Consider the following 23305-nt stretch of genomic DNA (forward strand, 5'->3'; position numbering starts at 1 on the left):
CGGGCGACTCCGAAGGGCCAAACCTTCATCTCTCGCACAGCATCAACTCCAGAGCCTGCCTACAAACACAACTCCTTCGCTGTTCAGGGCACAAACACCGCAACAAGGTCCATTAGTCACGCCCCTTTCCTCCTGATATGAACCCTCAACCTCCACTACCACCACACTCCCCAAGGGCCAGTCCCATATACCGGATGAAAACGGCACGCCGGCTAAAACGGCAGTCCGAAAAGTCCGGGGCTAGAACAGGTCGGACAGGCTGGTCGCGGCTCGGATGGCGCCGTCCTGGGCCACCGGCTGGTAGTGGACGGTGCGGCCGATCTCCTCGGCGATTGCTCGGGCGAGGGGTTCGGGTGCGGTGTCGGCGAAGGACAGCCGGCGGCCGGCGCCGTAGCGGGCGAGCCGGTGCGGCACGTGCAGCTGCTGCTCGAAGTGGTTCTCCAGCGGCACGTAGAGGAACGGCCGGCCGGCCGCGGTGAGCTCCATGGTGGTGCCCAGCCCGCCCTGCACCACGGCCAGGTCCGCGGCGGCCAGGTAGCGGTGCAGCTCGGGCAGGTAGCCGTGCACCTCGACGCCGGGCGGGGCGGCCAGCGCGGCGGGGTCGACGCGCGGCCCGGCGACCACGACCATCCGCAGTCCGGGCACCAGCGCGGCCGCCGCCGGGTGGGCCGCCAGCACGCGACGCAGCAGCGGTACGCCCACCGCCGTGCCGCCGACCGCCACCACGCAGACCTGCTCCTGCGGCCCCCAGCCGAACTCCGCCCGGGCGGCCGCCCGGTCCACGACGTCGGCGGGTGGGAAGCCGGTCACGTACCCGGTGAAGTCGTAGTGCCGGGCCGTCCAGTCGGCGATGACGGGCAGGCCGGGGCCGAACAGCCCCGCCACCACGTCCGGCGGGTCGCCGACGAACAGCGCCCGGTCGCGTACCCGGGGGAAGCGCGCGATCTGCTCGATCATCTCCGCGTTCCGGTCGGCGGTGAGGGCGGCCTCGGCCGCCCCGCCGGCCGCCGTCGGCAGCCAGCCCACGAAGTCGGTCAGCCAGGCGTACGCGGTGCGTTTCAGCTCCGGGTTCTCGTGCAGGAAGTGGTCGACGTCCCAGGCCTCGTCGGCGACCCACAGGTCGTAGTGCCGCTCCCGGGCCAGCTCGGCGAAGACCATGAAGTTGGCCGTCAGGATCTCGTCCATCCGCCGGATCGCCCCGAACGCGGGCAGGTCGTGCCCGTGCGCCTCGGCCTCCAGGTGCCGCGATTCCGAGGCCAGCCAGCGTGACGCCGGATGGACCCGCTCGCCGCGCGCGGCCAGCAGCGCGGTGACCGGGTGCTGGGCCAGCCAGTCGACCTCGACGCCGGGCCGCAGCCGGCGCAGCTCGGCGGCCACGGCCAGGTCCCGCCGGGCGTGCCCGAGCCCGATCGGCGACGACAGGTAGAGCACCCGGCGCGGGCGGTTCAGCGCCCGGGTCCACTGCCGCGGTGGCGGGTCGGGGCGCACGAACTCGCGGATCCAGCGGTTCACCGGCACCGGGTGCCGGGCCGGCGGCAGGTGCCCGGCGCCGGCCATCCGGATCAGCCGCCCGCCGGTCAGCTCGGCGAACCGCGCACCCACCCCGATCGGTACGCACCGGTCACGCTCGCCGTGGATGACCAGCACCGGGCAGCGCAGCCCGCGCAGCACCGCCTCGACCGCCGGCAGCCCGGCCACCGACTCCGGCGCCTCCTCGCCCGCGATCAGCGTCTCCGGCCCGGTCTCCAGCGCCCACGAGACACAGTCCTCGAACTGCTTGGTGGAGTGCGGCTCGGGCAGCAGCAGGGCGAAGAACCACTCCACGAAACCGCGGTAGTCGCGGCGCCACGAGTGCCGGTTGTACTTCTGCCAGCCCTCGTAGTGCTCGCGGACCGCGTCGAAGTCGGCGGCCAGGCGTTCCGGCGGCGGCGGGGCCAGGCCGTTGACCCGCGGCGAGATCGCGATCAGGCCGGCGAACCGGTCCGGGTGCTCGGAGGCGGCGAGCGCGGCCCGCCACCCACCCCGGCTCAGCCCGACCACCGTGGCCCGCTCGACCCCGGCCGCGTCGAGCGCCGCCACGAGATCCGTCGCGTGCGCCCGGTCGGTGTACGCCGCCGGCTCGGCCGGCCGCTGCGACCGGCCGTTGCCGCGCGGATCCACCGTGATCACCCGGAAGTACCGGGACAGGTACGCCACCTGGAGCTTCCAGATCCGCGAGTCGACCACCATCCAGGCCGGCGCCAGCAGCACCGTCTCCGCGCCGTCGCCGTAGACCGCGTAGCCGACCTTGACGCCGTCGTGGTTGACGTAGCCCTCGACGTCGGGTTCCCGTGCCCTCATCCCGCCACCCTCTCCCCCGCCATTGCAGCCCGGTTGCAACGGCCGCGCAACGACCGGCGGCACCGTGGCGGCATGGCTATCAACGAGGACAAGCTGAACGCTTTCATCACCAAGTTCGTCGGCGACCTGGGCGCGACCGTGGCGGCCGGCAACGTCGTGATCGGTCACCGGCTCGGCTTCTACCGGGCTCTGGCCACCGGCCCGGCCACCCCCGGGGAGCTGGCCGCCCGCACCGAGACCGACCAGCGGTACGTCGCCGAGTGGCTGCGCGGTCAGGCGGCCGGCGGCTACGTGGACCACGACGGCGACCGGTACACCCTCAGCGAGGAGCAGGCGTTCGCGCTGGCCGACCCGGACGGCCCGCTGTACGCCCCGGGCGCCTTCCTGCTCGCGCTGGGCGCCCTGCGTGCCGAGCCCCGGATCACCGAGGCCTTCCGCAGCGGTGCCGGGCTGGGCTGGAACGAGCACGACGCCGACGTGTTCGTCGGCTGCGAGCAGTTCTTCCGCCCCGGCTACATCGCCAACCTCGTGCCGTCCTGGCTGCCCGCGCTGGACGGGGTGGAGGCCAAGCTGCGGGCCGGCGCGCGGATCGCCGACGTGGGCTGCGGCCTCGGCGCCTCCTCGGTGCTGATGGCCCAGGCGTACCCGGCGTCGACCGTGCACGCCTCCGACTACCACGAGGCCTCGATCGACCTGGCCCGCAAGCGCGCGGCGGACGCCGGGGTCGCCGACCGGGTCAGCTTCGAGGCGGCCGGCGCCGGGCAGTTCAGCGGCGAGAAGTACGACCTGGTGACGACCTTCGACTGCCTGCACGACATGGGTGACCCGCTGGGCGCGGCCCGGCACATCCGCGACGTGCTGACCCCGGACGGCACCTGGATGATCGTCGAGCCCGCGGCCGGTGACACGGTCGAGGAGAACCTGAACCCGGTCGGCCGGGTGTACTACTCGTTCTCCACGTTCCTGTGCGTGCCGAACGCCATGTCGCAGCCGGGCGGCTACGCGCTGGGCGCCCAGGCGGGCGAGGCGGCCATCCGCCAGCTGGTGACCGACGCGGGCTTCACCCGCTTCCGGCGGGCGAGCGAGACCCCCTTCAACAACGTGTACGAGGCCCGCCGCTGAACCGTCAGCGCGGGCAGGAACCGACGTGGGTGGGGCCGTCGGCCCGGAGCAGCCGGGTGGCGAGCACCTCGTCGCCGACGCCCCGCCCGATCCCCTGGCCGGCCCGGTCGCTGAACGCGAAGTCGGTGGCCCGCCAACGGCTCTCCGCATGACCCACCTCCCTGCCGGCCGGTACCGCGCCGGCTCTCCTCCCCGGAGATCGATGGCGGTAACTTCGGTCGGGAAGACGGCGGCTAGCGGTGGCCCTGCACGAGGTCGTCGATGGCGAGCTGGGTCGAGGCCAGCGCCTGCATCGCGGTGTCGATCTCCTGGATGCTGCGGACCGCCTCGCTGGTCTGCGCGCGGATGCCGTCCACCTGCAGCGAGATGTTCTCGGTGGCCCGGCCGGTCTCGGTGGCCAGCTCCTTCACCTCGTGCGCCACGACCGCGAAGCCCTTGCCCATCTCGCCGGCCCGGGCCGCCTCGATCGTGGCGTTCAGCGCCAGCAGGTTGGTCTGCGAGGCGATGCCGGTGATCAGCTTGACCACCTCGCCGATCTTCACGCTGCTGGCGTCCAGGGCGGAGATCGTCCGGGCCGCCGCGGCCGACCGGGTCACCGCCGCGTCGACCGCCCGGGACAGGTCCGCGCTCACCCCGCCGAGCTGCGACGTGGAGGCGCTGAGCTGGGCGAGCTGCTGCTCGGAGGTCTCCGCCAGGCGCTTCTCGTTGTCGATGTCACGCAACGCGCCGGCCACCCGCAGCGGCACGCCGCGGGCGTCGCGCCGGGTCGCGCCGGTGGCCACGAACCAGCGGTAGTCGCCGTTCTTGAGCTGCAGCCGGTACTCGATGTTGTACGGGATCCGGCCGGTCCGGTCGTTGAGGTGGGCCAGGAAGGCCTGCACCGTGCGCGGCGCGTCGTCCGGGTGCAGCCGGGACGCCCAGCTGCTCAGGATGTTCGGGAAGTCCCGCTCGTCGACGAAGCCGAGCATGTGCCGGAACTCCTGCGACCACATGAACTCGTTGTTCGGGTTCACCGGGTCGTCGGCCACCACGTCCATGTCCCACAGGCCGATGCCGGCCGCCTGGATCATCAGCTCGTACCGCTCGATCGCGGTGGCGCTCTCCGCGCGGACCCGGGCGAGGTCCTCCCGCAGGGCCGTGACCTCCGCCTCGCACTCGCGCAGCCGGGCCGGGTCACTGGGGGCACCGGTGTCCGCCGACGTCCGATTCCTGCCGCGCAGCGCCACGAGACCCCCTGTTCCAGGCCCGCGGGCCGGGCCGTGGCGGGCGATGTCCGAACCCGTCCGACCCTACGGGTCAACCCGCCGCCACGAGGGCGGTTCGCCGTTCCCGGCAGGGTGCTCAGCCGGCCTGCAGGCGCTGCCAGATCCGGTCGCGGGTGAACGGCAGGTCGGTGAAGCGCACCCCGGTCGCGTCCCGCAGGGCGTTCGCCAGGGCCGGCGCCACCGGGTTGAACGGGCTCTCGCTCATCGACTTGGCGCCCAGCGGCCCGATCGTGTCCTCGGTGCGGGCGAAGACCACCTCGGTCGGCGGCACGTCGGCGAAGGTCGGCAGGTGGTACTGGCGGAAGGCGGCCGTGGTGACCCGGCCCTCGGCGTTGATGTCCAGGTGCTCGGCCAGCGTGGCGCCGAGCGCCTGGGCCACGCCGCCCTCGATCTGGCCGCGGGTCTGCAACGGGTTCAGCACGGTGCCCGCGTCGGCGCTGTGCACGCTGCGCAGGATCCGCAGCTCCCCGGTGCCCGGATCGACCGCGACGCGGAACCACTGGACGTTGAACGCCACCGACCGCGGGCTGCCGCTCCAGTGCCCCTCGGCCCGCACCGGCACCGCGACGGACGCCGCCAGGTCCTTGAGGCTGACCTGCCCGTGCTCCAGGGTCACCGCGTCCACGCCCAGGCCGAGCGCGCCCGGCCCGGCCAGCGCCAGCAGCCGCTCGCGCAGCGACCGGGCGGCGTGCAGCACGGCCTGGCCGGCCACCACCACGCCGGTGGAGGCGAACGCGCCGGTGTCGTGGCCGACGACGTCGGTGTCGGACTGGCGCACCACCACCCGGTCCGGGGTGGTGCCCAGGGTGTCCGCGGCGAGCTGGGTGTGCACGGTGGTGCTGCCGTTGCCGAACTCGGTGGTGCCGACGGCGATCTCGTACCGGCCGTCCGGCAGCAGGGTGATCGCCGCGTCGGCGAAGTGACCGCCGGGCGGGCCGGCCGCGATCATCGCCAGCGCCATGCCCTCGCCCACCTGCCAGCCCTCCGGCACCGGCCCGGCCGGCTGCGCCGCCGCCTCCCGGACGGCGTCCAGGCACTGGTCGAGGCCGTAGCTGGCGATGCTCAGGTCGTCGGCGTGGTCGCCCGGCACGGCCAGCGGCTCGCCGGGGCGCACGATGTTGCGCTCGCGCAGCAGCACCGGGTCCAGCCCCAGCCGGCGGGCCAGCTCGTCGAGCACCGACTCCACGGCGAACGAGACCTGGCCCAGGCCGTAGCCGCGGAACGCCCCCGACGGGACGGTGTTGGTGTAGACCGCGTACGCGTCGACCTTCTTGTTCGCGCAGCGGTAGACCGCGATGGACTCGTGGCAGGCGTGGTACATCACCGCGGGGCCGTGGTTGCCGTACGCGCCGGTGTCGGAGACCACCCGCAGCGACAACGCGGTCAGCGTGCCGTCCCGGCGGGCGCCGGCCCGCAGCTCCACCGTGAACGGGTGCCGGGTGGTCGCCGCGGTGAACTGCTCGGCGCGGGTGTACTCCAGCTTGACCGGCCGGCCGGTGCGCCGCACGGCCAGCGCCACCAGGTCCTCGACCAGCATCTCCTGCTTGCCGCCGAAGCCGCCGCCGACCCGGCCGGTGAGCACCCGGACCTGGTCCAGCGGCAGCTCGAACAGCTCCGCGAGCGCCCGCCGGGTCAGGAACGGGGTCTGGGTGCTGGAGCGCAGGGTGAGCCGGCCGGTGTCGTCGAGCCAGCCGATCGCGCCGTGCGTCTCCAGCGCGGCGTGCTGGACCCGGGGCGTGCGGAACGTCTCCGCGTACACGATGTCGGCCTCGGCCAGCCCGGCGGCGACGTCGCCCATCTCGGCGTGCAGCTCGCCGGCGACGTTGTCGGCCGGGCGGGCGATCCGGTGACCGGCGGCCTCCTTGTCGCCGTGCACGGCGGGCGCGCCGGGCCGCATCGCGGCCTCCGGGTCGAGCACCGCGGGCCGGATCTCGTACGTGACCCGCAGCAGCCGGCACCCCTGCTCGGCGGCGGCCTCGGTCTCGGCGACCACGGCCGCGACGCGCTGGCCGACGTGCCGGACCACGTCGTCGAGCACCCGGGTGTCGGCCGGGTCCTCGGTGGGGTGCTCGTGCCGGGCGGTGGAGAAGTGCCGCGCCGGGGCGTCCTCGTGGGTCAGCACCGCGCGCACCCCCGGCACGGCCAGCGCCGCCGCGGTGTCGATGGCGCTGATCCGGGCGTGCGCGTGCGGCGAGCGCAGCACCTTGAGGTGCAGCAGCCCGGGAACGTCCACATCGAACGTGTAGCGGGCCGTACCGGTGACGACCTGCGGCCCGGCCGGCGCGCCCAGGCAGGCGCCGATCGCGGGGCCGGCGCCGGGCTCGTCGACCGTGCGGATGCCGCGGACGGCGTCCGCGACGGCGCGGTAGCCGGTGCAGCGGCACAGGTTGCCCTTGAGCGCGCGGGGCAGGTCGGCCAGCTGCGCCTCGTCCAGCGCGGCGGTCGTCATGATCATCCCGGCGGTGCAGAAGCCGCACTGGAAGCCCTGCGCGTCCAGGAAGCGCTGCTGCACCGGGTGCAGGCCGTCCGGCGGCGCCAGCCCCTCGATCGTGGTGACCTCCCGGCCCTGGGCGCGGAACGCCGGATAGAGGCAGCTGTGCACCGGCTGCCCGTCGACGTGCACGGTGCAGGCGCCGCAGTCGCCGGTGTCGCAGCCCTTCTTGACCCCGAAGCAGCCCTCCTGCCGCAGGTAGGTGCGCAGGCACTGGCCGGGGCGGGGCGGCTGGTCGTGCTCGGCGCCGTTGATCCGCACGCTCATGCGACCAGCTCCGCCCGGATCTCCTCGGCGTACCGGTGGGTCAGGTGCCGGCGCCACGCGGGCAGCCCGTGCACGTCGTCCACATAGGCGTCGTCGGGGACGGTGTCGTGCAGCGCCCCGGCCAGCTCGGCCGCCCCGGGCACGCCGGGGAAACGCAGCTGGAAGGGGCGCACGGTGGCGGCCGTCACGGTCAGCACCAGGCCGGCGCCGGCCCGGCGGCCGATCAGCAGCACGGCCGACCGGCCGTGGGTGAACAGCGAGCCCTGGCGGAACGCCGTCCGCCCGGTCAGCGCCGCCGCGGGCAGCGTGATCGAGCGCAGCAGCTCGCCCGGGCCGAGCGCGGTCGTGCCGTCGCCGGTGACGAACCGGGTCACGGCCAGCCGGCGCTCGCCGGCCGGGCCGAGGATCAGGCACTCGCCGTCCAGGGCCGCGGTCAGCGCGATCATCGGCCCGGCGGGCAGGGCCGCGCACAGGTTGCCGCCGACGGTCGCCACGTTCCAGATCTTGAAGGAGGCCAGGAACGCCCGGCAGCAGGCGGTGGCCAGCTCGTGGAAGGCGGTGAAGTGCGCGGCGCCGCGGTAGCCGGCGAGGTCGGCGACCGTGCAGGTCGCGGCGATCTCCAGGCCCCCGGCGCGGACGGTGACCGGGGTCCAGCCGGCGGCGGCGAGATCCAGCAGCCGGGTCACGCCGGTCTGCGGTTCGGCGAACAGCGCGGTCCCGCCCGCCAGCCAGGCGTCCCCCGGCCGCCACTGACCCACCGTGGCCGGGCTGACGACCTCGACGACCGTGTGCAGATCCACCTGCGGTCCCCCTGTTCCGACGTACCGTGCCTGACCTGGAACAACGCTACGTTACGCGGGGTGTGTTTCCGGCCTGCGAACGGTTGTTCCCACCCGCCCCGGTCTTCCTGCCATGTGGGCAGGGTCTTTCCTCGGCATCCCGGAAGGGAGGACCGTCAGACCAGGTCCGCACGCTTGGTCTCATGGGGGGCGACATGACGGGATCCGCACGCATCCTGGTGGTCGACGACCAGCCGACCACCGTGGACCTGCTGGCCACCGTGCTCACCGGCCACGGCTTCGCCGTGGACACCGCCGGCACCGCCGCCCAGGCGGTGGAGAAGGCGGCCGAGCGCCCGCCGGACCTGGTGCTGCTCGACGCGATGCTGCCCGACGGCGACGGCCTGGACGTGCGCCGGCGGATGCGCGCGGAGGGCTCGGGCGCCGAGGTGGTCTTCCTGACCACCCGGGACACCCGCGACGACCTGGTCGCCGGGCTCGCCTACGGCGACCAGGACTGGATCACCAAGCCGTTCGACGTGGAGGTGCTGCTGGCCCGGGTGCACGCGGCGCTGCGGCGGCTCGCCGACGCGCCGGGCAACCGGGTGCTGCGCCACGGCGACGTCGAGCTGGACCAGGACACCGGCGAGGTGCGGCGGGCCGGTGAGCCGGTGCCGCTCTCGCCGACCGAGCTCGAGCTGCTGCGCTACCTGCTGCGCAACCCGGGCCGGGTGCTGTCGCACAGCGAGATCCGGGCCGGCGTGTGGCCGGACGAGCCGGACGGCGGCCCGGGCGTGCTGGACGCCCAGCTCGGCTCGCTGCGCCGCAAGCTGGAGCGGTTCGGCCCGCCGCTGATCGTGACGCACCGCGGGTTCGGCCACGCGCTGCGCGCCCGGCTGCCCTGACGGCCCTCAGCGCCGGCCGGCGTGCTTGATCCGGTACATCGCCTCGTCGGCCTCGCGCAGCAGCGCCTCGGGGTCGCCGCCGGTGCCCGCGACCACGCCGATGCTGGCGTCGATGGTCAGGTGCCGCCCGTCCACCTCGATCGGCTCGGCCAGCGCCGCCCGGAACGCCTCGGCGGCCAGCTCGGCGGTGTCCCGGCAGGCCCGGGGCAGCAGCGCGGCGAACTCGTCGCCGCCGAGCCGGGCCGCGACCGCCCCGGCCGGCAGCGCCGCGGCCAGCCGCTCGGCCACCCGGACCAGCACGACGTCGCCGGCGTGGTGGCCGTACGTGTCGTTGATGGGCTTGAAGCCGTCCAGGTCGATGTGCAGCAGCGCGACGCCGCCGGTGACCTCGGCGGCCAGCCGGCGGCCGAAGAGCACCCGGTTGGCCAGCCCGGTGAGCGCGTCGTGGGTGGCCTCGTGCCGCAGCCGGTCCTGCAGCTCCCGGGCGTCGGTCACGTCGCGGGCGTTGCTGACCACGGCGCCGACGCTGGGCTCGTGGGTGAGGTTGCGGCTGGTGACCTCCAGCCAGCGCCAGGAGCCGGCGGCGTGCCGGTAGCGGGCCTGATAGGTGTAGGTCGCGCCGGGCGTGAGCATCAGGTGCTGCAGGTCGGGCAGCAGGTCCGGCAGGTCGTCGGGGTGGATCAGGGTGAGCACCCGGACGCCGACCATCTCGTGCGGCTCGTAGCCCAGCATCCGGGTGGCCGGGGTCAGGTAGGTCATCGCGCCGGTGTGGTCGATCAGCGAGGTGATGTCGGTCGAGTACTCCAGCAGCAGCCGGACCCGCTCCTCCTGCCGGCGCAGCGTCTCCAGGCCCGCGTCGGAGCGGCGCACCAGCGCCTCGTTCTCGGCCAGCGTGAGGACCTGCCGGGCCACCACCACGGTGATCATCAGCAGCAGGCCGCCGAGCGTGACCAGGGCGGTGGTGCTCAGGCCGGCGGGCAGCACGGCCGGCAGGATCGCAACGACGAGGCCGAGCGTGACGTACGGCAGCACGCTGTACGAGCGCCGGGGCCGCGGGGGCCCGCCCGCGGTCAGCCGGTCGACCAGTTCCTGCAGCCGGGGGCCGAGGCTGACCAGCGCCGCGGCGGCGATCTGGAGCACGAGTTCGAGCCGCCACCCCGCCGCGGCCGGCATGACGCCGCCGTTGAAGCACTGGAGCACCCCGGCGGCGACGATCGGCGCGGCCGCCGACGAGCTGATCGGGCTGTGCCCGCCCACGATGAGCCGGGTGACCGCGAAGGTCATCGCGGCGGCGATCGCGACCGCGCCGAACGGGCCGGCCGCGCCGGCGCCGAGGGCGGCCGAGCGGTCGATGACGAACCAGACGACCACGACGGCGGCGGTCACCACGGCAGTGGTGTCCAGCAGGTACCGCAGCCGGGCCCGGCTGGTCGCCGGCGGCCGCGGGTGGGTCAGGGCGCCCGCCACCAGCACGGCGATGCCGGCCAGCACGCAGACGGTCTGGAACCGGCCGGTCGCCACGGTGCCGATGTCGGGGTGACGCACGGTGCCGATGAGCCGGGAGAGCTGGCCGATCACCATGAGCCCGCCCATGGCGGTCATCGCCCGCCAGAAGCGGCGGTCGCCTGCGGTCCGGCCGGGCGCGCGGGCCAGCCGCAGGGCGCACACCACCAGCACGCCGTTGAAGACCGTCCCGAGGACCGCGCGCAGCAGCACGTCCACGGCGACCGGGCCGGGGCCCCAGAGCAACCAGCCGATCGCCACCAGGGCCGTGCCGGACACGGCACGCAGCACGGGGTCGGTCGCGGCGGTGCGGAGCAAAGAGGGAGGCCGGGCGGGCGGCATCGGGATCCTCCTGCGGGCGCTCGGGTACGGCCACGGCCACGCCGCGCAGAGACAACTACACCCCGCCTGCGTGCCGCGGGCAGGTGCGCACCGGTGGCATTTCCGGTGCGGTGATCCGGGCCGCTTTACTATTAGTCTTCTTAACCGTTTAAGGTCTCCGCTGGCCCGGTGCCGAATCGTTACTCGGTTGATCATGCGGAAACATTGCGAAACACAGCTGGCCCCTCTTGACTGACACCCGGGGGAACCGGAGACGGTGACGGTGATGTCACGCCCCGGCGTGATGTGAGATAGGGAGAGGTATGTTCGGTCAATCCAATAGCCCGCGCTTCCGGAGCGCGCTCGCCGGTACGCTGGGCGTCGGCCTGGTGTTCGGCCTGGCCGCTTGCGGCGGCAGTGACGACTCGGACGACGATTCCAACACGGCTACGCAGTCGTCCATCGACTGCGCGCAGTTCAGCTCGTTCGGCGACCTGAAGGGCAAGACGGTCTCGGTGTACACGGGCATCGTGACGCCCGAGGACACCGCGTACAAGGAGTCCTACAAGCCCTTCGAGCAGTGCACCGGCGTGACCATCAAGTACGAGGGCGACAAGTCCTTCGAGACCCAGGTCCTCGTGCGCGCCAAGGCGGGCAACCCGCCGGACCTCGCGATCGTGCCGCAGCCCGGCCTGCTCAAGCAGCTCGTGGCCACCGGCAAGGCCGTCGAGGCGCCGGCCGAGGTCGCCGCGAACGTCGACAAGTTCTGGGGCCCGGACTGGAAGGCCTACGCGACCGTCGACGGCAAGTTCTACGGCGCGCCGTCCGGCGCCAACGTCAAGTCGCTGGTCTGGTACTCGCCGAGCGAGTTCAAGGACTCCGGGTACACGGTGCCGACCACGCTCGACGAGCTCAAGACCCTGACCGACAAGATGGTCGCGGACAAGAAGAAGCCGTGGTGCGCGGGCATCGGCAGTGGTGAGGCGACCGGCTGGCCGCTCACCGACTGGCAGGAAGACATGATGCTCCGGCTCTACGGCCCGGAGACGTACGACAAGTGGGTCAGCCACGAGATCCCGTTCAACGGCCCCGAGTCGACGGCGGCGCTGGACGCGGTGGGCGCCTACCTGAAGAACCCGGCGTACGTGAACGGCGGCCTGGGCGACGTCAAGAGCATCGCCACGACCACGTTCCAGGACGGTGGCCTGCCGATCCTGGAGGGCACCTGCTCCCTGCACCGCCAGGCCAGCTTCTACGCGGCCAACTTCCCGAAGACCACGAAGGTGGCCGAGGACGGCGACGTCTTCGCGTTCTACCTGCCGGGCAAGGACGCGGCCAGCAAGCCGGTCCTCGGCGGTGGCGAGTTCAACGTGGCGTTCGCGGACCGTCCGGAGGTCAAGGCCTTCCAGACGTACCTGTCGACCGACACTTGGGCGAACATCAAGGCCAAGGGCTCGCAGGGCTGGGTCAGCGCCAACAAGGGCACCGACCCGAACAACCTGAGCAACCCGATCGACAAGCTGGCGGCGACGATCCTGCTCGACCCGAAGGCGTCGTTCCGCTTCGACGGCTCGGACCAGATGCCGGCGGCAGTGGGCTCGAACGCCTACTGGAAGCAGGTCACGAGCTGGATCACCGGGCAGGACACCAAGACGACGGTGGACAACATCGAAAAGGCTTGGCCCAAGTGATCTGAATCTTCACCCGGGGCCGGTCACCGCTTGGTGACCGGCCCCACATCTCTCCCGAGGAGGTACGGGTCGCGTGTTCGACACCGCCGAGACCACCGCCGAGAAGTTCACGCAGATGTTCGCTGCGATCCTTCTCTTCGCCGCGGTCGTGGGCATCATCCTGTTCATCGCGGGGCGCTTCGGCGGCCGCCGCGGTGACCGCATCGTCGCTTACTCCTATCTCGCCCCGACGCTGATCATGCTGCTGGTCGGGCTCGTCTACCCCGGCTTCCGGACGATCTACCAGTCGTTCTTCGACGCGGCGGGCAGCGCCTTCATCGGCCTCGACAACTACCAGACGATCTTCACCGACGGCGACCAGCTCACCGTGCTGCGCAACACCGTCTTCTGGGTCGTGGTGACGCCGTTCGTGGCCACCGCGGTCGGCCTGCTCTACGCCATCCTGGTGGACAAGGCCAAGCTGGAGTCGTTCGCCAAGTCGCTGATCTTCCTGCCCATGGCGATCTCCTTCGTGGGCGCGTCGATCATCTGGAGCTTCGTCTACGCCTACCGGCCCGACCAGGCCAACGTGAAGCAGATCGGCCTGCTCAACCAGGTGCTGGTCTGGGTGGGCGGCACGCCGCAGCAGTGGCTGGTTGACTCGCCGCTCAACACGTTCCTGTTGATCGTGGTGATGATCTGGATCCAGGCCGGCTTCGCGATGACCGTGCTGTCCGCGGCGATCAAGGCCATCCCGGACGACATCATCGAGGCCGCCCGCCTCGACGGCGTCACGCCGTGGGGCATGTTCCGCTTCGTCACGCTGCCGGCCATCCGCCCGGCGGTGGTGGTCGTGCTGACCACCATCGGCATCGGCACCCTCAAGGTCTTCGACATCGTGCGCACGATGACCGGCGGCCAGTTCGACACCAGCGTCATCGCGAACGAGTTCTACAGCCAGAGCTTCCGCAGCGACAACCAGGGCCTCGGCTCCGCGCTCGCGGTGCTGCTGTTCGTGCTGGTCATCCCGATCGTTGCCTACAACATCCGGCAGATCCGCAGTTCGGAGGCGCTATGACCACCACCGCCCCGCTGGACGCACCGCCCCCGCTGGTGGCCGAGAAGCCCACCGCGGCCTCGGTGGCCAAGAAGAAGCTGACCTCGCCCTGGGCCTCGCTCGCGGCGCTGGTCATCGCGGTGCTCTGGACGCTGCCGACGTTCGGATTGCTGGTGTCGTCGATCCGCCCCGAGCGGGCGATCAAGACGACGGGCTGGTGGACGTTCTTCACCGACCCGCAGATCACCATGGACAACTACAAGGCCGTGCTCGACTCGGAGGACGGCGCCGGCCTCGGCTCGTTCTTCGTGAACTCGCTGGTGATCACCATCCCCTCGGTGATCATCCCGATGAGCCTGGCCTGCCTGGCCGCGTACGCGTTCGCCTGGATCAAGTTCCCGGGCCGCAACATCCTGTTCCTGGCGATCTTCGCGCTGCAGATCGTGCCTTTGCAGGTGACCCTGATCCCGCTGCTCACGCTCTACGTGGACGCGGGGCTGGCGAACACGTTCTGGACGCTCTGGATCTCCCACGCGATCTTCGGCCTGCCGCTGGCGATCTACCTGCTGCACAACTTCATGCGGGAGATCCCGGCGACGCTGCTGGAGGCCGCCCGGGTGGACGGCGCCGGGCACGTGTCGATCTTCTTCCGGGTGCTCCTGCCGCTGCTGCGGCCGGCCCTGGCGGCGTTCGGCATCTTCCAGTTCCTCTGGGTGTGGAACGACCTGCTGGTCGCCCTCACCTTCGCGGGCGGCGGCGACGCGGTCGCCCCGGTCACCGTGGCGCTGGCGAACCTCAGCGGCACCCGCGGCACGGCCTGGCACCTGCTCTCCGCGGGCGCCTTCGTGTCGATCCTGGTACCGGTGACGATCTTCCTGTTGCTCCAGCGGTACTTCGTCCGCGGCCTGCTCGCGGGCAGCGTCAAGGGCTGACCCGGCCCACCGCACGGCCCGCAGGGCCCGGAACCGCCACGGCGGTCCCGGGCCCTGCGTCATTCCGCCCGGCCCCAGGGAAAGTAGAAGTCGAAGTCGCGGGCCTCCCGAGCGACGTAGTCCGGCCCCTTCTTGTTCGCCAGGGACAGCTTGGTGGCCATCACCGCGCCGCTCCTGATCCGGCCCGGGTCGAATCCCTGCTTGATGAGGGCGTCCCTGACCCGGGACAATCCGTCGCCCGACATCACAAAATCGTCGATGAGCAGGACCTTCCAGTCGCTCTGTTCGCGGAGCCGGTCCGGCAGGAAGACGGTGCTCTTCGACCCGCGCAGGGCGAGGTAGCCGGGCAGCTCGACGGAGGTGCCCGCGGTGCTGTGATACGCCACGGTGACGATCGGCACCTGGTTCCGCAGCTCGCGGGCGACCAGGTGCGCGACGATCGCCCCGCGGTCGCTCAGCGCCAGGATGACGTCGGGCATGAAGTCGGAACGATCGATGGCCCGGGCCAGGTCCGAGGTCGCGCCCCGGAACCGGGGCCAGTCCAGATCTCGCTCGCGCCGGTTGAGCTGCTCCGCGCGCAGGGCCTGCCAGATGGCGAGCCCGAAGCCGATGACGGTCGTCGACGTGAGGAAGACGTTCAATGTGGCGCCGGCGGGCATGCAAACCTCATCCCACGATGACCCGGGTCGTCCGGTAATCGTGGCAGAGCCGGTCAACGCCGCGCCGGCTCGGCGGCCTCAGCTGTCCGGGTGCAGCGGCGTCACGTGCCAGATGTCGCGGCAGTAGTCCCGTACCGTGCGGTCCGCCGAGAAGAAGCCGCTGCGCGCGGTGTTCAAGATGGACGCGCGGGTCCACTTCTCCGGGTCCGACCAGGCCCGGGCCACCGCGTCCTGACAGTCCACATAGGCCCGGTAGTCGGCCAGCGTCAGGTACTCGTCGCGGTGCAGCAGGTCGTCCACGATCTCCTTGTCGTAGCCGGCCACCGTGTCGAGCACCTCGCGCAGCTCCGGGTCCCGGTCGTAGTACGCCCACGGCTCGTAGCCCCGCTCCCTGACCGCCGCCACCCCGGTGATGTCCAGGCCGAAGAGGAAGAAGTTGTCGGCGCCGACCCGGTCGAGGATCTCCACGTTCGCGCCGTCCAGGGTGCCGATGGTGAGCGCGCCGTTGAGGGCCAGCTTCATGTTGCTGGTGCCCGAGGCCTCCTTGCCGGCCAGCGAGATCTGCTCGGACAGGTCGGCGGCCGGGATGATCAGCTGGGCCCGGGAGACGTTGTAGTCCGGCAGGAAGACCATCTTCAGGTACGGCGCGACGACCGGATCCGCGTTGACCAGGTCCGCGACCGCGTTCGCCAGCCGCATGATCCGCTTGGCCGCGACGTAGCCCGGCGCCGCCTTGCCGCCGAACACGACCGTGCGCGGCACCACGCCCGCGACCTCGCCACGCCGGATCCGGTGGTACAGCACGATCACGTGCAGCACCCGCAGCAGCTGCCGCTTGTACTCGTGGAACCGCTTGATCATCACGTCGCAGAGCGCGTCCGGGTCGATCGCCACCCCGGTCGCCGCCAGCGTGTGCTCGGCCAGGTCCACCCGGTTGAGCCGCTTGACCGCGCGCCACTGCTCACGGAAGGCCGGATCGTCGGCGGCCGACTCCAGTTCGGACAGCCGGTCCAGGTGGGTCAGCCAGCCGTCGTCGCCGATCCGCTTGGTGATCAGCGCGGACAGCCGGGGGTTGGCCAGCCGGACGAAGCGGCGCGGCGAGACGCCGTTGGTGATGTTGTGGAAGCGGCCCGGCCACAGCTCGGCGAAGCCGTGCAGGGTGGTGGCGGCCAGCAGCCGCGAGTGCAGCTCCGCGACGCCGTTGACCGCCGAGCTGCCCACCACGGCCAGGTGCGCCATCCGGACCCGCTGCTCGCCGCCCTCCTGGATGATCGACAGCTCGCGCAGCTTGCCGTCGTCACCCGGGTACCGGGCGGCCACCTCCTGCAGGAACAGGTGGTTGATCAGGAAGATGATCTCCATGTGCCGGGGCAGCAGCCGCCGCACCAGCGCCACCGGCCAGGTCTCCAGGGCCTCGGGCAGCAGGGTGTGGCAGGTGTAGGCGAACGTGCGCCGGGTGATCGACCAGGCCCGGTCCCACTCCAGGCCCTCCTCGTCCACCAGCATCCGCATCAGCTCGGCGATCGCCATCACCGGGTGGGTGTCGTTGAGCTGGATGACCACCTTGCCGGCGAAGGCGTCCCAGTCGCTGTTGCGCAGCCGGAAGCGCCGGACGATGTCGCGCAGCGCGCAGGTGACCAGGAAGTGCTGCTGCTTGAGGCGCAGCTCGCGGCCGAGCTCGGTGCTGTCGTCCGGGTAGAGCACCTTGCTGATGTTCTCCGAGCGGACGATCTCCTCGACCGCCTCGCCGTACTGGCCGGCGCCGAAGCGGGACAGGTCGAAGGACTCGCGGGCGGCGCGGGCCTTCCACAGCCGGATGATGTTGACCGTGCTGGTCCCGTACCCGGGCACCAGCATGTGGCTGGGCTCGCCCAGCACAACCTCGCCCGGCACCCAGCTCTTGCGGACGCCGTCCAGCGGCTCGGTGTGGCCGTAGAAGCCGACCGTCTGCTGGTCGTCGGAGGCGTGGAACTCCCACGGGTTGCCGTAGAAGGTCCAGTCGTCGGGACGCTCGACCTGGCCGCCGTCCTGGAAGTCCTGCTTGAAGATGCCGAAGTCGTAGCGGATGCCGTAGCCGACCGCCGGGATGTCCTGGGACGCCATGGCGTCCAGCAGGCAGGCGGCGAGCCGGCCCAGGCCGCCGTTGCCGAGGCCGGGTTCGACGTCGAGGCCGACCAGGTCGGGCAGCGACAGCCCGAGCCCGTCCAGCGCGCGCTGCGCGCACTCCTCGGTGCCGGAGTAGAGCAGGTTCTGGTCCAGCTGCTTGCCCAGCATGTACTCGGCCGACAGGTAGTAGATGAAGCGCGGGTTGGCCCGGTAGTGCGCGGCGGCCGTCCGGATGTAGCGGTCGACCAGCCGGTCCCGCACGGTCAGCGCGAGCGAGTGGTAGGCGTCCTGGGCGCTCGCCGACTCCAGGGTCGTGCCCCGCTGGTAGTAGAGATTGCTGAGCAGGTCGCGCCCGAAGTCGCCGGGCGTGTCGCCGGAATGCGACGTCACATAGGTCACGGCAGTGTCCCCTCCCCGACGGTGATCCGCCGTCTCTCGACGGTCTCACGGGGAGTATCGACGGTCAGCGTAAACGCCCCGCTCCGGGGTGCGGAACGGGGCGTTTCACGGTGTTACGCGGACAAGTCGCCGGAAGTTCAGACCGTCGGCTCCCCGCTGGGGTCGGCGTCCGGAATGGGGCTGGTGCTCGGCGTGGGGTCGGTGGGCACCTCGGTGGGCGTGGGCTCCACGGTGGGCGTGGGCTCCACGGTCGGGGTGGGGTCCACGGTCGGGGTGGGGCTGGGCGTGACCACGGGGCTCGGCTTCTGGGCGACCTGCACCCGGGCGGCGGTGTAGACGCCGGCGCTGCGCGTACCGGTGATGGTGATCTTCGCGCCCACCGTGACGGTGGCCAGCGTGGTGCGCTTGCTGTTCACCACGACACGCGCGGTGTCCGGCACCGTCACGGTGACGGTGTTCTTGCGGACGTCCTTGGTGCCGCCGCGGGCCAGCACCGTCACGGTGCCCGCCGCGGCGTCGACCGCGGTGACCTTGCCGGTCGCGGCGAACGGCGTCCGGACGGGCTTGCGGGTCTTGGCCGGCTTGGGCGCCTTGGCTTCCTTGGGTGCCGCCTTGGCCGCGGTGGCACGCTGGGCGGCGGCGGAGCTCGTGGCCGGCTGGGCGAAGGCGACGGCGGCCGTGGCGACCGTGGGAACGACGATCCCGGCGGCCAGCGCGGCGGCAACAGCAGTACGACGCATTCGCATCGGAGAATCTCCTTTGTCGGGGGTGATCTCATCCTGGGCGGCCCCGGGTGCGAAACGGTGCGGCGTACGGTTGCCGGACGGTTGCGGGCCCCGGCGCGGTCAGGAGGGCGGCTCGACCGCGGGCAGCGTCACGGTGAACGTGCTGCCCTCGCCCAGCCGCGACTCGGCCACGATGCCGCCGCCGTGCTCGGTGAGGATGTTCCGGACGATCGCCAGCCCCAGGCCCGAGCCCTGCACCGCCTGGTCCATCGCGTTGGCGGCCCGGTGGAACGGGGTGAAGAGCCCGGCCTGGTCCGCCTCCGGGATGCCGATCCCGGTGTCGGTGACGGTCAGCACCGCGGTGCCGCCCACGCTGCGCAGCCGGTAGCCGACCTTCCCGCCGGGTCCGGTGAACTTCAGCGCGTTGTCGAGCAGGTTGCGCAGCACCCGCTCCAGCTGCCGGGCGTCGCCGTCGACCCAGACCGGGGCCGCCGCGCCGGTGAGCTCGACCTCGCGGGCGCGGGCCGGCGCCTCGAACTCGGCGTGCACGGCGGCGACGATCTCGGCCAGGTCCACCCGGATCGCGGCGGCGCCCACCGAGTTGTTGGCCCGGTCCAGCAGCAGCAGGTCGGCGACCGTGGCGTTCAGCCGGTGGGCGTTGCGCAGGATCGCGGTGACCCCGCGCTGCTGCAGCGGCGAAAGGTCACCGCCGTCACCGTCGGTGAGCATCTCGGTGTAGCCCAGGATGCTGGTCAGCGGCGTGCGCAGCTCGTGCGTCACGGTGGCGACGAAGGCGTCCTTGCGCTCGTCGAGCACCCGCAGCTCGGTGATCAGCTGGGCCTGGCGGTGGTGCAGGCGGAGCTGGCGTACGGCGTGGTCGACCTCGCGGGCGACCGCGGCGAGCAGGCGTCGCTCGTCGGCGGACCAGTCCGGCCGCTCGGGGCGCACCACGTAGATCAGGCCCGGTGGGCAGTCCGCGTCGCCGCCCATCGGCACGGCCAGACCGCCCCGGACGTGCGGCACGTCCCGCACCTCGCCGGCCTGTCCGGCCAGCACGTCCCGTACGGTGCGCGACGACAGCGACGGCGCGCCCGCGGGCCAGCACACGTCGACCTCGTCGGGGGCGCCGATGGATTGCCTGCTGTGCACCGCGGCGGCGCCGAGCGCGCGGCCGACGAGCTCGGCCACCCGGCGCGCCGTACCGGTGGCGTCGTCGGATTCCCGCAGCGCGACCGCGACGGTCTGGCGCAGGTCGGCACGGGCCATCCGGGCCTCGTCGGCGGCCAGCAGCCGCTCGGTCTCGGCGGCGAGCCGGTTCAGGATGCCGATGACGGCGCGCATCTCGGCCGGCCCGGACGGCTCCGCCCGGGCGGACAGCTCGCCGGCGGCCAGCCGCTGCAGGATCGTCCGGATGTGCTCGAGCGGGGCCAGCAGCAGCCGGCGGGCGATGGAGGCGAGCAGCAGGGTGACGGCCAGGACCGCCAGGGCGAGCAACGCGAACGACAGCTGGGCGAGCCGGGCGGCCCGCCGGTCGGCCGCGACGACCTGGGCCTGATCGGCGCGGATGGCCCGGTCGACCGCGGCGTTCGCGGCCCGGATCTCGTCGAACAACTGCTTGCCACGGGGGGTCCGGGAGTAGCCGGGATCGGCGACGCCGGCGTTGACCACCGGGTACGCGAACGCGTAGAGCCACTTCGACGCGGCGGCCCGTTCCGCGGTGAGCAGCCGCAGCGCGGTCGGGTCCGTGGTCAGCTCGGCCGCCTCGTCGAGCATGGTGTACGCCCCGATCCGCCCCTGGTCGTACGGCGTCAGAAAGGCCTTGTCGCCGGTCAGCTGGAACCCCCGCACGCCGGTCTCGGCGTCGGTCAGGTGCTGCAGCACCGCATTGTTGGCGTCCCGGGCCGCCTCGACCCGGGCCACCCGGTGCTCGTGCCTGGTCTGCAGCCTGTCGCTGACCACCACCTGGGTCACCACGACGCCGGCGAACAGCAACAGGACCACGACGACGCCGGCATCCACCCGGGCCCGGACCGAGGCCACCTCAGGCGTCCGGCAGGGTGAAGGAGACGACGGTGCCGCCGCCGGGCGCGGCGGCGGCCCGGATCCGGCCGCCGTGCCGGGTGACGATGCGCTCGCAGGTCGACAGGCCGACCCCGTGCCCGCCGCGGCCGTCGGAGCGGACCCGGGCGAACATGTCGAAGACCCGGCGGCGCTGGTCGGCCGGGATGCCGATGCCGTTGTCGGTGACCGCGACGACCCACTCCCCCGCATCCCGCCGGGCGCACACCTGGATCCGGCAGTCCCGGTCCGGGTCGCGGTACTTGAGGGCGTTGCCGAGCAGGTTCTGCAACAGCTGACGCAGCAGCGTGGGGTCGCCGGTCAGGGTGGCGTCCGGCGGCGTGACGATCACGGTCGCGCCGCTCTCCCGGACCCGGTCGCGCAGGTCCAGCAGGGCCTGGTCGACGACCTCGCCGAGCGCGACGCCCTCCCGCCGGCACGGGCCGCTGCCCGCGCGGGCGTACGTCAGCAGCGCGTCGATCAGCGCCTGCATCCGGCCGACCGCCCGCATCGCCGAGGTGATCCAGGTGTGACCCCGCTCGTCGATCTCGTCGGCGTAGTAGTCGGCGAGCAGCTCCAGGTAGCCGTTGACCACGCCCAGCGGCGCGGCCAGGTCGTGGCTGACCACCGCGGCGAACTGTTCCAGCTCGGCGTTGGAGCGCAGCAGCTCGGCGTGCGCGAGCTCGAGCTCCCGCTGCTGGCGGCGGTCGGCCGTGACGTCGGTCATCGCCGCCACGACACCCAGCGGCACACCCTCCGCGGTGGTCAGGGCGCGACCGCCGACCACCACGTGCCGCGGCTCCCGGCCGTCCGGCCGGATGATCATCTCGGCGCCGTGCACCACGCCGCCGTGCAACGCGCGCAGCAGCGGCACCTCGTCGCTGGGCAGCGGGGTGACACCGTCGGGGCGGAAGAGCCGGTAGCGGTCGGCGAACTCGGCCGGCGCGACCGTCGGGTCGGCGTCCAGGCCGTGCCAGTCCCGGGCGGTGCGGTTGAAGACGGTCAGATGCCCGGCCGGGTCGGCGGCGACCACCGCGACGTCGATGGTGTCCAGCACGGTGTCGGTGAACTGCTGGCGGGCCTCGGCCTCGACGGCCAGCTCGGCGTTGATCCGCGCCTGCCGCCGGCGTTCGAACAGCGCCAGGATCACCCCGGCCAGGTCCTTGAGGCGGGCGATCTGCTCGCCGGTCAGCTCGCCCGGCTCGGAGTCGAAGACGCACAGCGTGCCGAGCGCGTGACCCTGCGGGGTGACCAGCGGCGCGGAGGCGTAGAACCGCACCTCGGCGTGCACCCCGGTGACCCACGGGTTGTTCCGGTAGGTGGGGTCGGTGGCGGCGTCGCGGACGTGGACGAACTCGCCGGCCTGGAAGTGCACGGCGCACATCGAGTCGGCGCGCGCGGAGTCGCCGCCGGCGAAGCCGGTGGTGGTGAGCTGGCACTGCCGGTTCTCGTCGATCAGGTTGAGCGTCGCGGTGGGCACCCCGGCGACCATCGCGGCGACCCGGACGACGGCCTCCAGCTCGTCGTCGGCGGGCGCGTCGAGCACGCGGTACTCGTGCAGCGCCGCCAGGCGCTGCTGCTCGTCTCGGCCCACTGGCCAGTTCCTCCCGGCTCGACGGATGCGGCCCTCGTGACCTAGTTCGGCAGCTATTGCCACGACTTGAACAACGGATAAAGCACGCGAAGTGCCGACGCCTGTGAGCTTCCTGAGAGTTGTTACGTATCCGTAACGTCGGCGGCCCGCGCACATGTGGTGACCGTCACACCCGCGAAGGCCGCCCGATGTGTCCTTTTGCGACGCATCTCACCCCGCCCCGACCGGTCGACGGTTACTCACAGTCATCGATCTTGTTTCGGTGTGGTTACTGGCCGGTAGCCAGGGCCCTTGTCCTGACCCGCACACGGAGGCACCATTTCCGACACGTCAAGACGGCGGCATCGACGGACCTGCATGTCATCGCGCGCTGCGGTCGGTGCCGTGGACGTTCCCCCTAGGAGGATCCGTGAAGGATGCGCAAGGCGATCCGGCGTACGGTCGCACCAACTGGCGCCGTTTCGCCCTGGCGGTGTCGGTGCCCACCGTGGCCGCCGGTGCCTTGGTCTTCGGGCTGGCCAGCGGTGCGTTCGCCGCCTCGTTCGCCATCTCCGGCCAGCCGTTCAAGATCTCGGCCGACAAGCTCGACGGCACCGGGTTCTCGCAGTACGGCGGCAAGCAGGAGACCGCCAAGAAGGGTGACCAGGACGTCCCGGTCGCCATGTCGGGGATCGCCTCGGCGAAGCTCTACAACCTGTGCCAGTCCGTCCGGGCCCCCGGCTCGCCGATCAGCCTGACCATCCGGGCCGGCCGCGACCCCGACAGCCCGGCCAAGGCGACCAACCTGCTGATCGGCATGTCCGAGCTCAACGGCAACGCGGAGTTCACCGACATCAACATCGGCCAGGACGCCTCGACCCTGGGCCAGGGCGGCCCGGAGGCCAAGGGTGAGCTCGGCGCGTTCGGCCAGGAGGCCTCCCGCGTGGTGATCACCGACCTGAAGCAGACCGCGGTCTCCACCACGGCCGGCACCTTCACCCTGACCGGACTCAACCTGAAGATCAACTTCCCGGGCAAGGACGGCAACCCGCCGGAGTGCTTCTGAGGTAGTTCCCGAGGCCCGCGGAGCTCACCGGCCGCGGGCCTCGGCCATGCCGGGGTGCCCAGCACGA

17 protein-coding genes are annotated in these 23305 nt (G+C 72.3%); 6 read left to right on the plus strand and 11 right to left on the minus strand.

Features of this window, described 5'->3' with window-relative positions:
* Positions 1–240 precede the first annotated feature (240 nt).
* Positions 241–2340 (minus strand): alpha/beta fold hydrolase, encoded by a 2100-nt coding sequence (locus ACIBQZ_RS03260; protein WP_396086810.1) that lies wholly within the window; start codon positions 2338–2340, stop codon positions 241–243.
* Positions 2341–2412: 72 nt separating this feature from the next.
* On the opposite strand from ACIBQZ_RS03260, the gene ACIBQZ_RS03265 reads away from it, so the two are divergent.
* Positions 2413–3462, plus strand: coding sequence for a class I SAM-dependent methyltransferase (locus ACIBQZ_RS03265; RefSeq protein ID WP_396086811.1), 1050 nt, complete (start codon positions 2413–2415; stop codon positions 3460–3462).
* Positions 3463–3466: 4 nt separating this feature from the next.
* Here ACIBQZ_RS03265 and ACIBQZ_RS03270 read toward each other — a convergent pair whose 3' ends face one another.
* The 4 genes from ACIBQZ_RS03270 to ACIBQZ_RS03285 form a co-directional block, all read right to left on the minus strand.
* A complete protein-coding gene (locus tag ACIBQZ_RS03270) occupies positions 3467–3619 on the minus strand; it encodes a hypothetical protein (protein WP_396086812.1) in 153 nt (50 codons plus the stop codon).
* Between the two features lie 76 nt (positions 3620–3695).
* Positions 3696–4688, minus strand: coding sequence for a PAS domain-containing methyl-accepting chemotaxis protein (locus tag ACIBQZ_RS03275; protein WP_396086813.1), 993 nt, complete (start codon positions 4686–4688; stop codon positions 3696–3698).
* Between the two features lie 115 nt (positions 4689–4803).
* Positions 4804–7485 (minus strand): molybdopterin-dependent oxidoreductase, encoded by a 2682-nt coding sequence (locus ACIBQZ_RS03280; RefSeq protein WP_396086814.1) that lies wholly within the window; start codon positions 7483–7485, stop codon positions 4804–4806.
* Positions 7482–8285 carry an FAD binding domain-containing protein gene (locus ACIBQZ_RS03285; RefSeq protein WP_396086815.1) on the minus strand — a complete coding sequence of 268 codons (804 nt, stop codon included), beginning with the start codon at positions 8283–8285 and terminating at the stop codon, positions 7482–7484. Before ACIBQZ_RS03285 ends, ACIBQZ_RS03280 begins: the two co-directional genes overlap by 4 nt.
* A gap of 194 nt (positions 8286–8479) precedes the next feature.
* On the opposite strand from ACIBQZ_RS03285, the gene ACIBQZ_RS03290 reads away from it, so the two are divergent.
* On the plus strand, positions 8480–9169 hold the full coding sequence (locus ACIBQZ_RS03290) for a response regulator transcription factor (protein ID WP_396086816.1): 690 nt from the start codon (positions 8480–8482) through the stop codon (positions 9167–9169).
* 6 nt (positions 9170–9175) lie between these two features.
* Here ACIBQZ_RS03290 and ACIBQZ_RS03295 read toward each other — a convergent pair whose 3' ends face one another.
* Positions 9176–11014, minus strand: coding sequence for a diguanylate cyclase domain-containing protein (locus ACIBQZ_RS03295; RefSeq protein WP_396086817.1), 1839 nt, complete (start codon positions 11012–11014; stop codon positions 9176–9178).
* Between the two features lie 302 nt (positions 11015–11316).
* On the opposite strand from ACIBQZ_RS03295, the gene ACIBQZ_RS03300 reads away from it, so the two are divergent.
* The 3 genes from ACIBQZ_RS03300 to ACIBQZ_RS03310 all read left to right on the plus strand — a co-directional run bounded on the left by ACIBQZ_RS03300 (position 11317) and on the right by ACIBQZ_RS03310 (position 14652).
* Positions 11317–12684 carry an ABC transporter substrate-binding protein gene (locus ACIBQZ_RS03300; RefSeq protein WP_396086818.1) on the plus strand — a complete coding sequence of 456 codons (1368 nt, stop codon included), beginning with the start codon at positions 11317–11319 and terminating at the stop codon, positions 12682–12684.
* A gap of 115 nt (positions 12685–12799) precedes the next feature.
* The gene (locus tag ACIBQZ_RS03305) at positions 12800–13741 is read left to right on the plus strand and encodes a carbohydrate ABC transporter permease (protein WP_396087349.1); all 942 of its coding nucleotides are present in this window, start codon (positions 12800–12802) and stop codon (positions 13739–13741) included.
* Positions 13738–14652: a carbohydrate ABC transporter permease gene (locus ACIBQZ_RS03310; protein ID WP_396086819.1), complete on the plus strand. Its 915-nt coding sequence runs from the start codon at positions 13738–13740 to the stop codon at positions 14650–14652. The genes ACIBQZ_RS03305 and ACIBQZ_RS03310 overlap by 4 nt, the downstream gene beginning before the upstream one ends.
* A gap of 59 nt (positions 14653–14711) precedes the next feature.
* Here ACIBQZ_RS03310 and ACIBQZ_RS03315 read toward each other — a convergent pair whose 3' ends face one another.
* The 5 genes from ACIBQZ_RS03315 to ACIBQZ_RS03335 form a co-directional block, all read right to left on the minus strand.
* Entirely contained in the window at positions 14712–15311 is a 600-nt protein-coding gene (locus ACIBQZ_RS03315) for a phosphoribosyltransferase (protein WP_396086820.1), read from the minus strand.
* Between the two features lie 78 nt (positions 15312–15389).
* Positions 15390–17816, minus strand: a complete 2427-nt coding sequence (locus tag ACIBQZ_RS03320) for a glycogen/starch/alpha-glucan phosphorylase (protein WP_396086821.1) — start codon at positions 17814–17816, stop codon at positions 15390–15392.
* A 137-nt stretch (positions 17817–17953) separates the two neighbouring features.
* Positions 17954–18562 carry a hypothetical protein gene (locus tag ACIBQZ_RS03325; protein ID WP_396086822.1) on the minus strand — a complete coding sequence of 203 codons (609 nt, stop codon included), beginning with the start codon at positions 18560–18562 and terminating at the stop codon, positions 17954–17956.
* Positions 18563–18661: 99 nt separating this feature from the next.
* On the minus strand, positions 18662–20581 hold the full coding sequence (locus tag ACIBQZ_RS03330) for an ATP-binding protein (RefSeq protein WP_396086823.1): 1920 nt from the start codon (positions 20579–20581) through the stop codon (positions 18662–18664).
* Position 20582: 1 nt separating this feature from the next.
* Entirely contained in the window at positions 20583–22193 is a 1611-nt protein-coding gene (locus tag ACIBQZ_RS03335) for an ATP-binding protein (RefSeq protein ID WP_396086824.1), read from the minus strand.
* A 409-nt stretch (positions 22194–22602) separates the two neighbouring features.
* Here ACIBQZ_RS03335 and ACIBQZ_RS03340 point away from each other — a divergent pair, with 409 nt between their 5' ends.
* Positions 22603–23238, plus strand: a complete 636-nt coding sequence (locus ACIBQZ_RS03340; RefSeq protein ID WP_396086825.1) for a DUF6230 family protein — start codon at positions 22603–22605, stop codon at positions 23236–23238.
* Positions 23239–23305: the final 67 nt, after the last annotated feature.

This window comes from Actinoplanes sp. NPDC049599 (genome assembly GCF_044465625.1).
Lineage (GTDB): Bacteria > Actinomycetota > Actinomycetes > Mycobacteriales > Micromonosporaceae > Actinoplanes.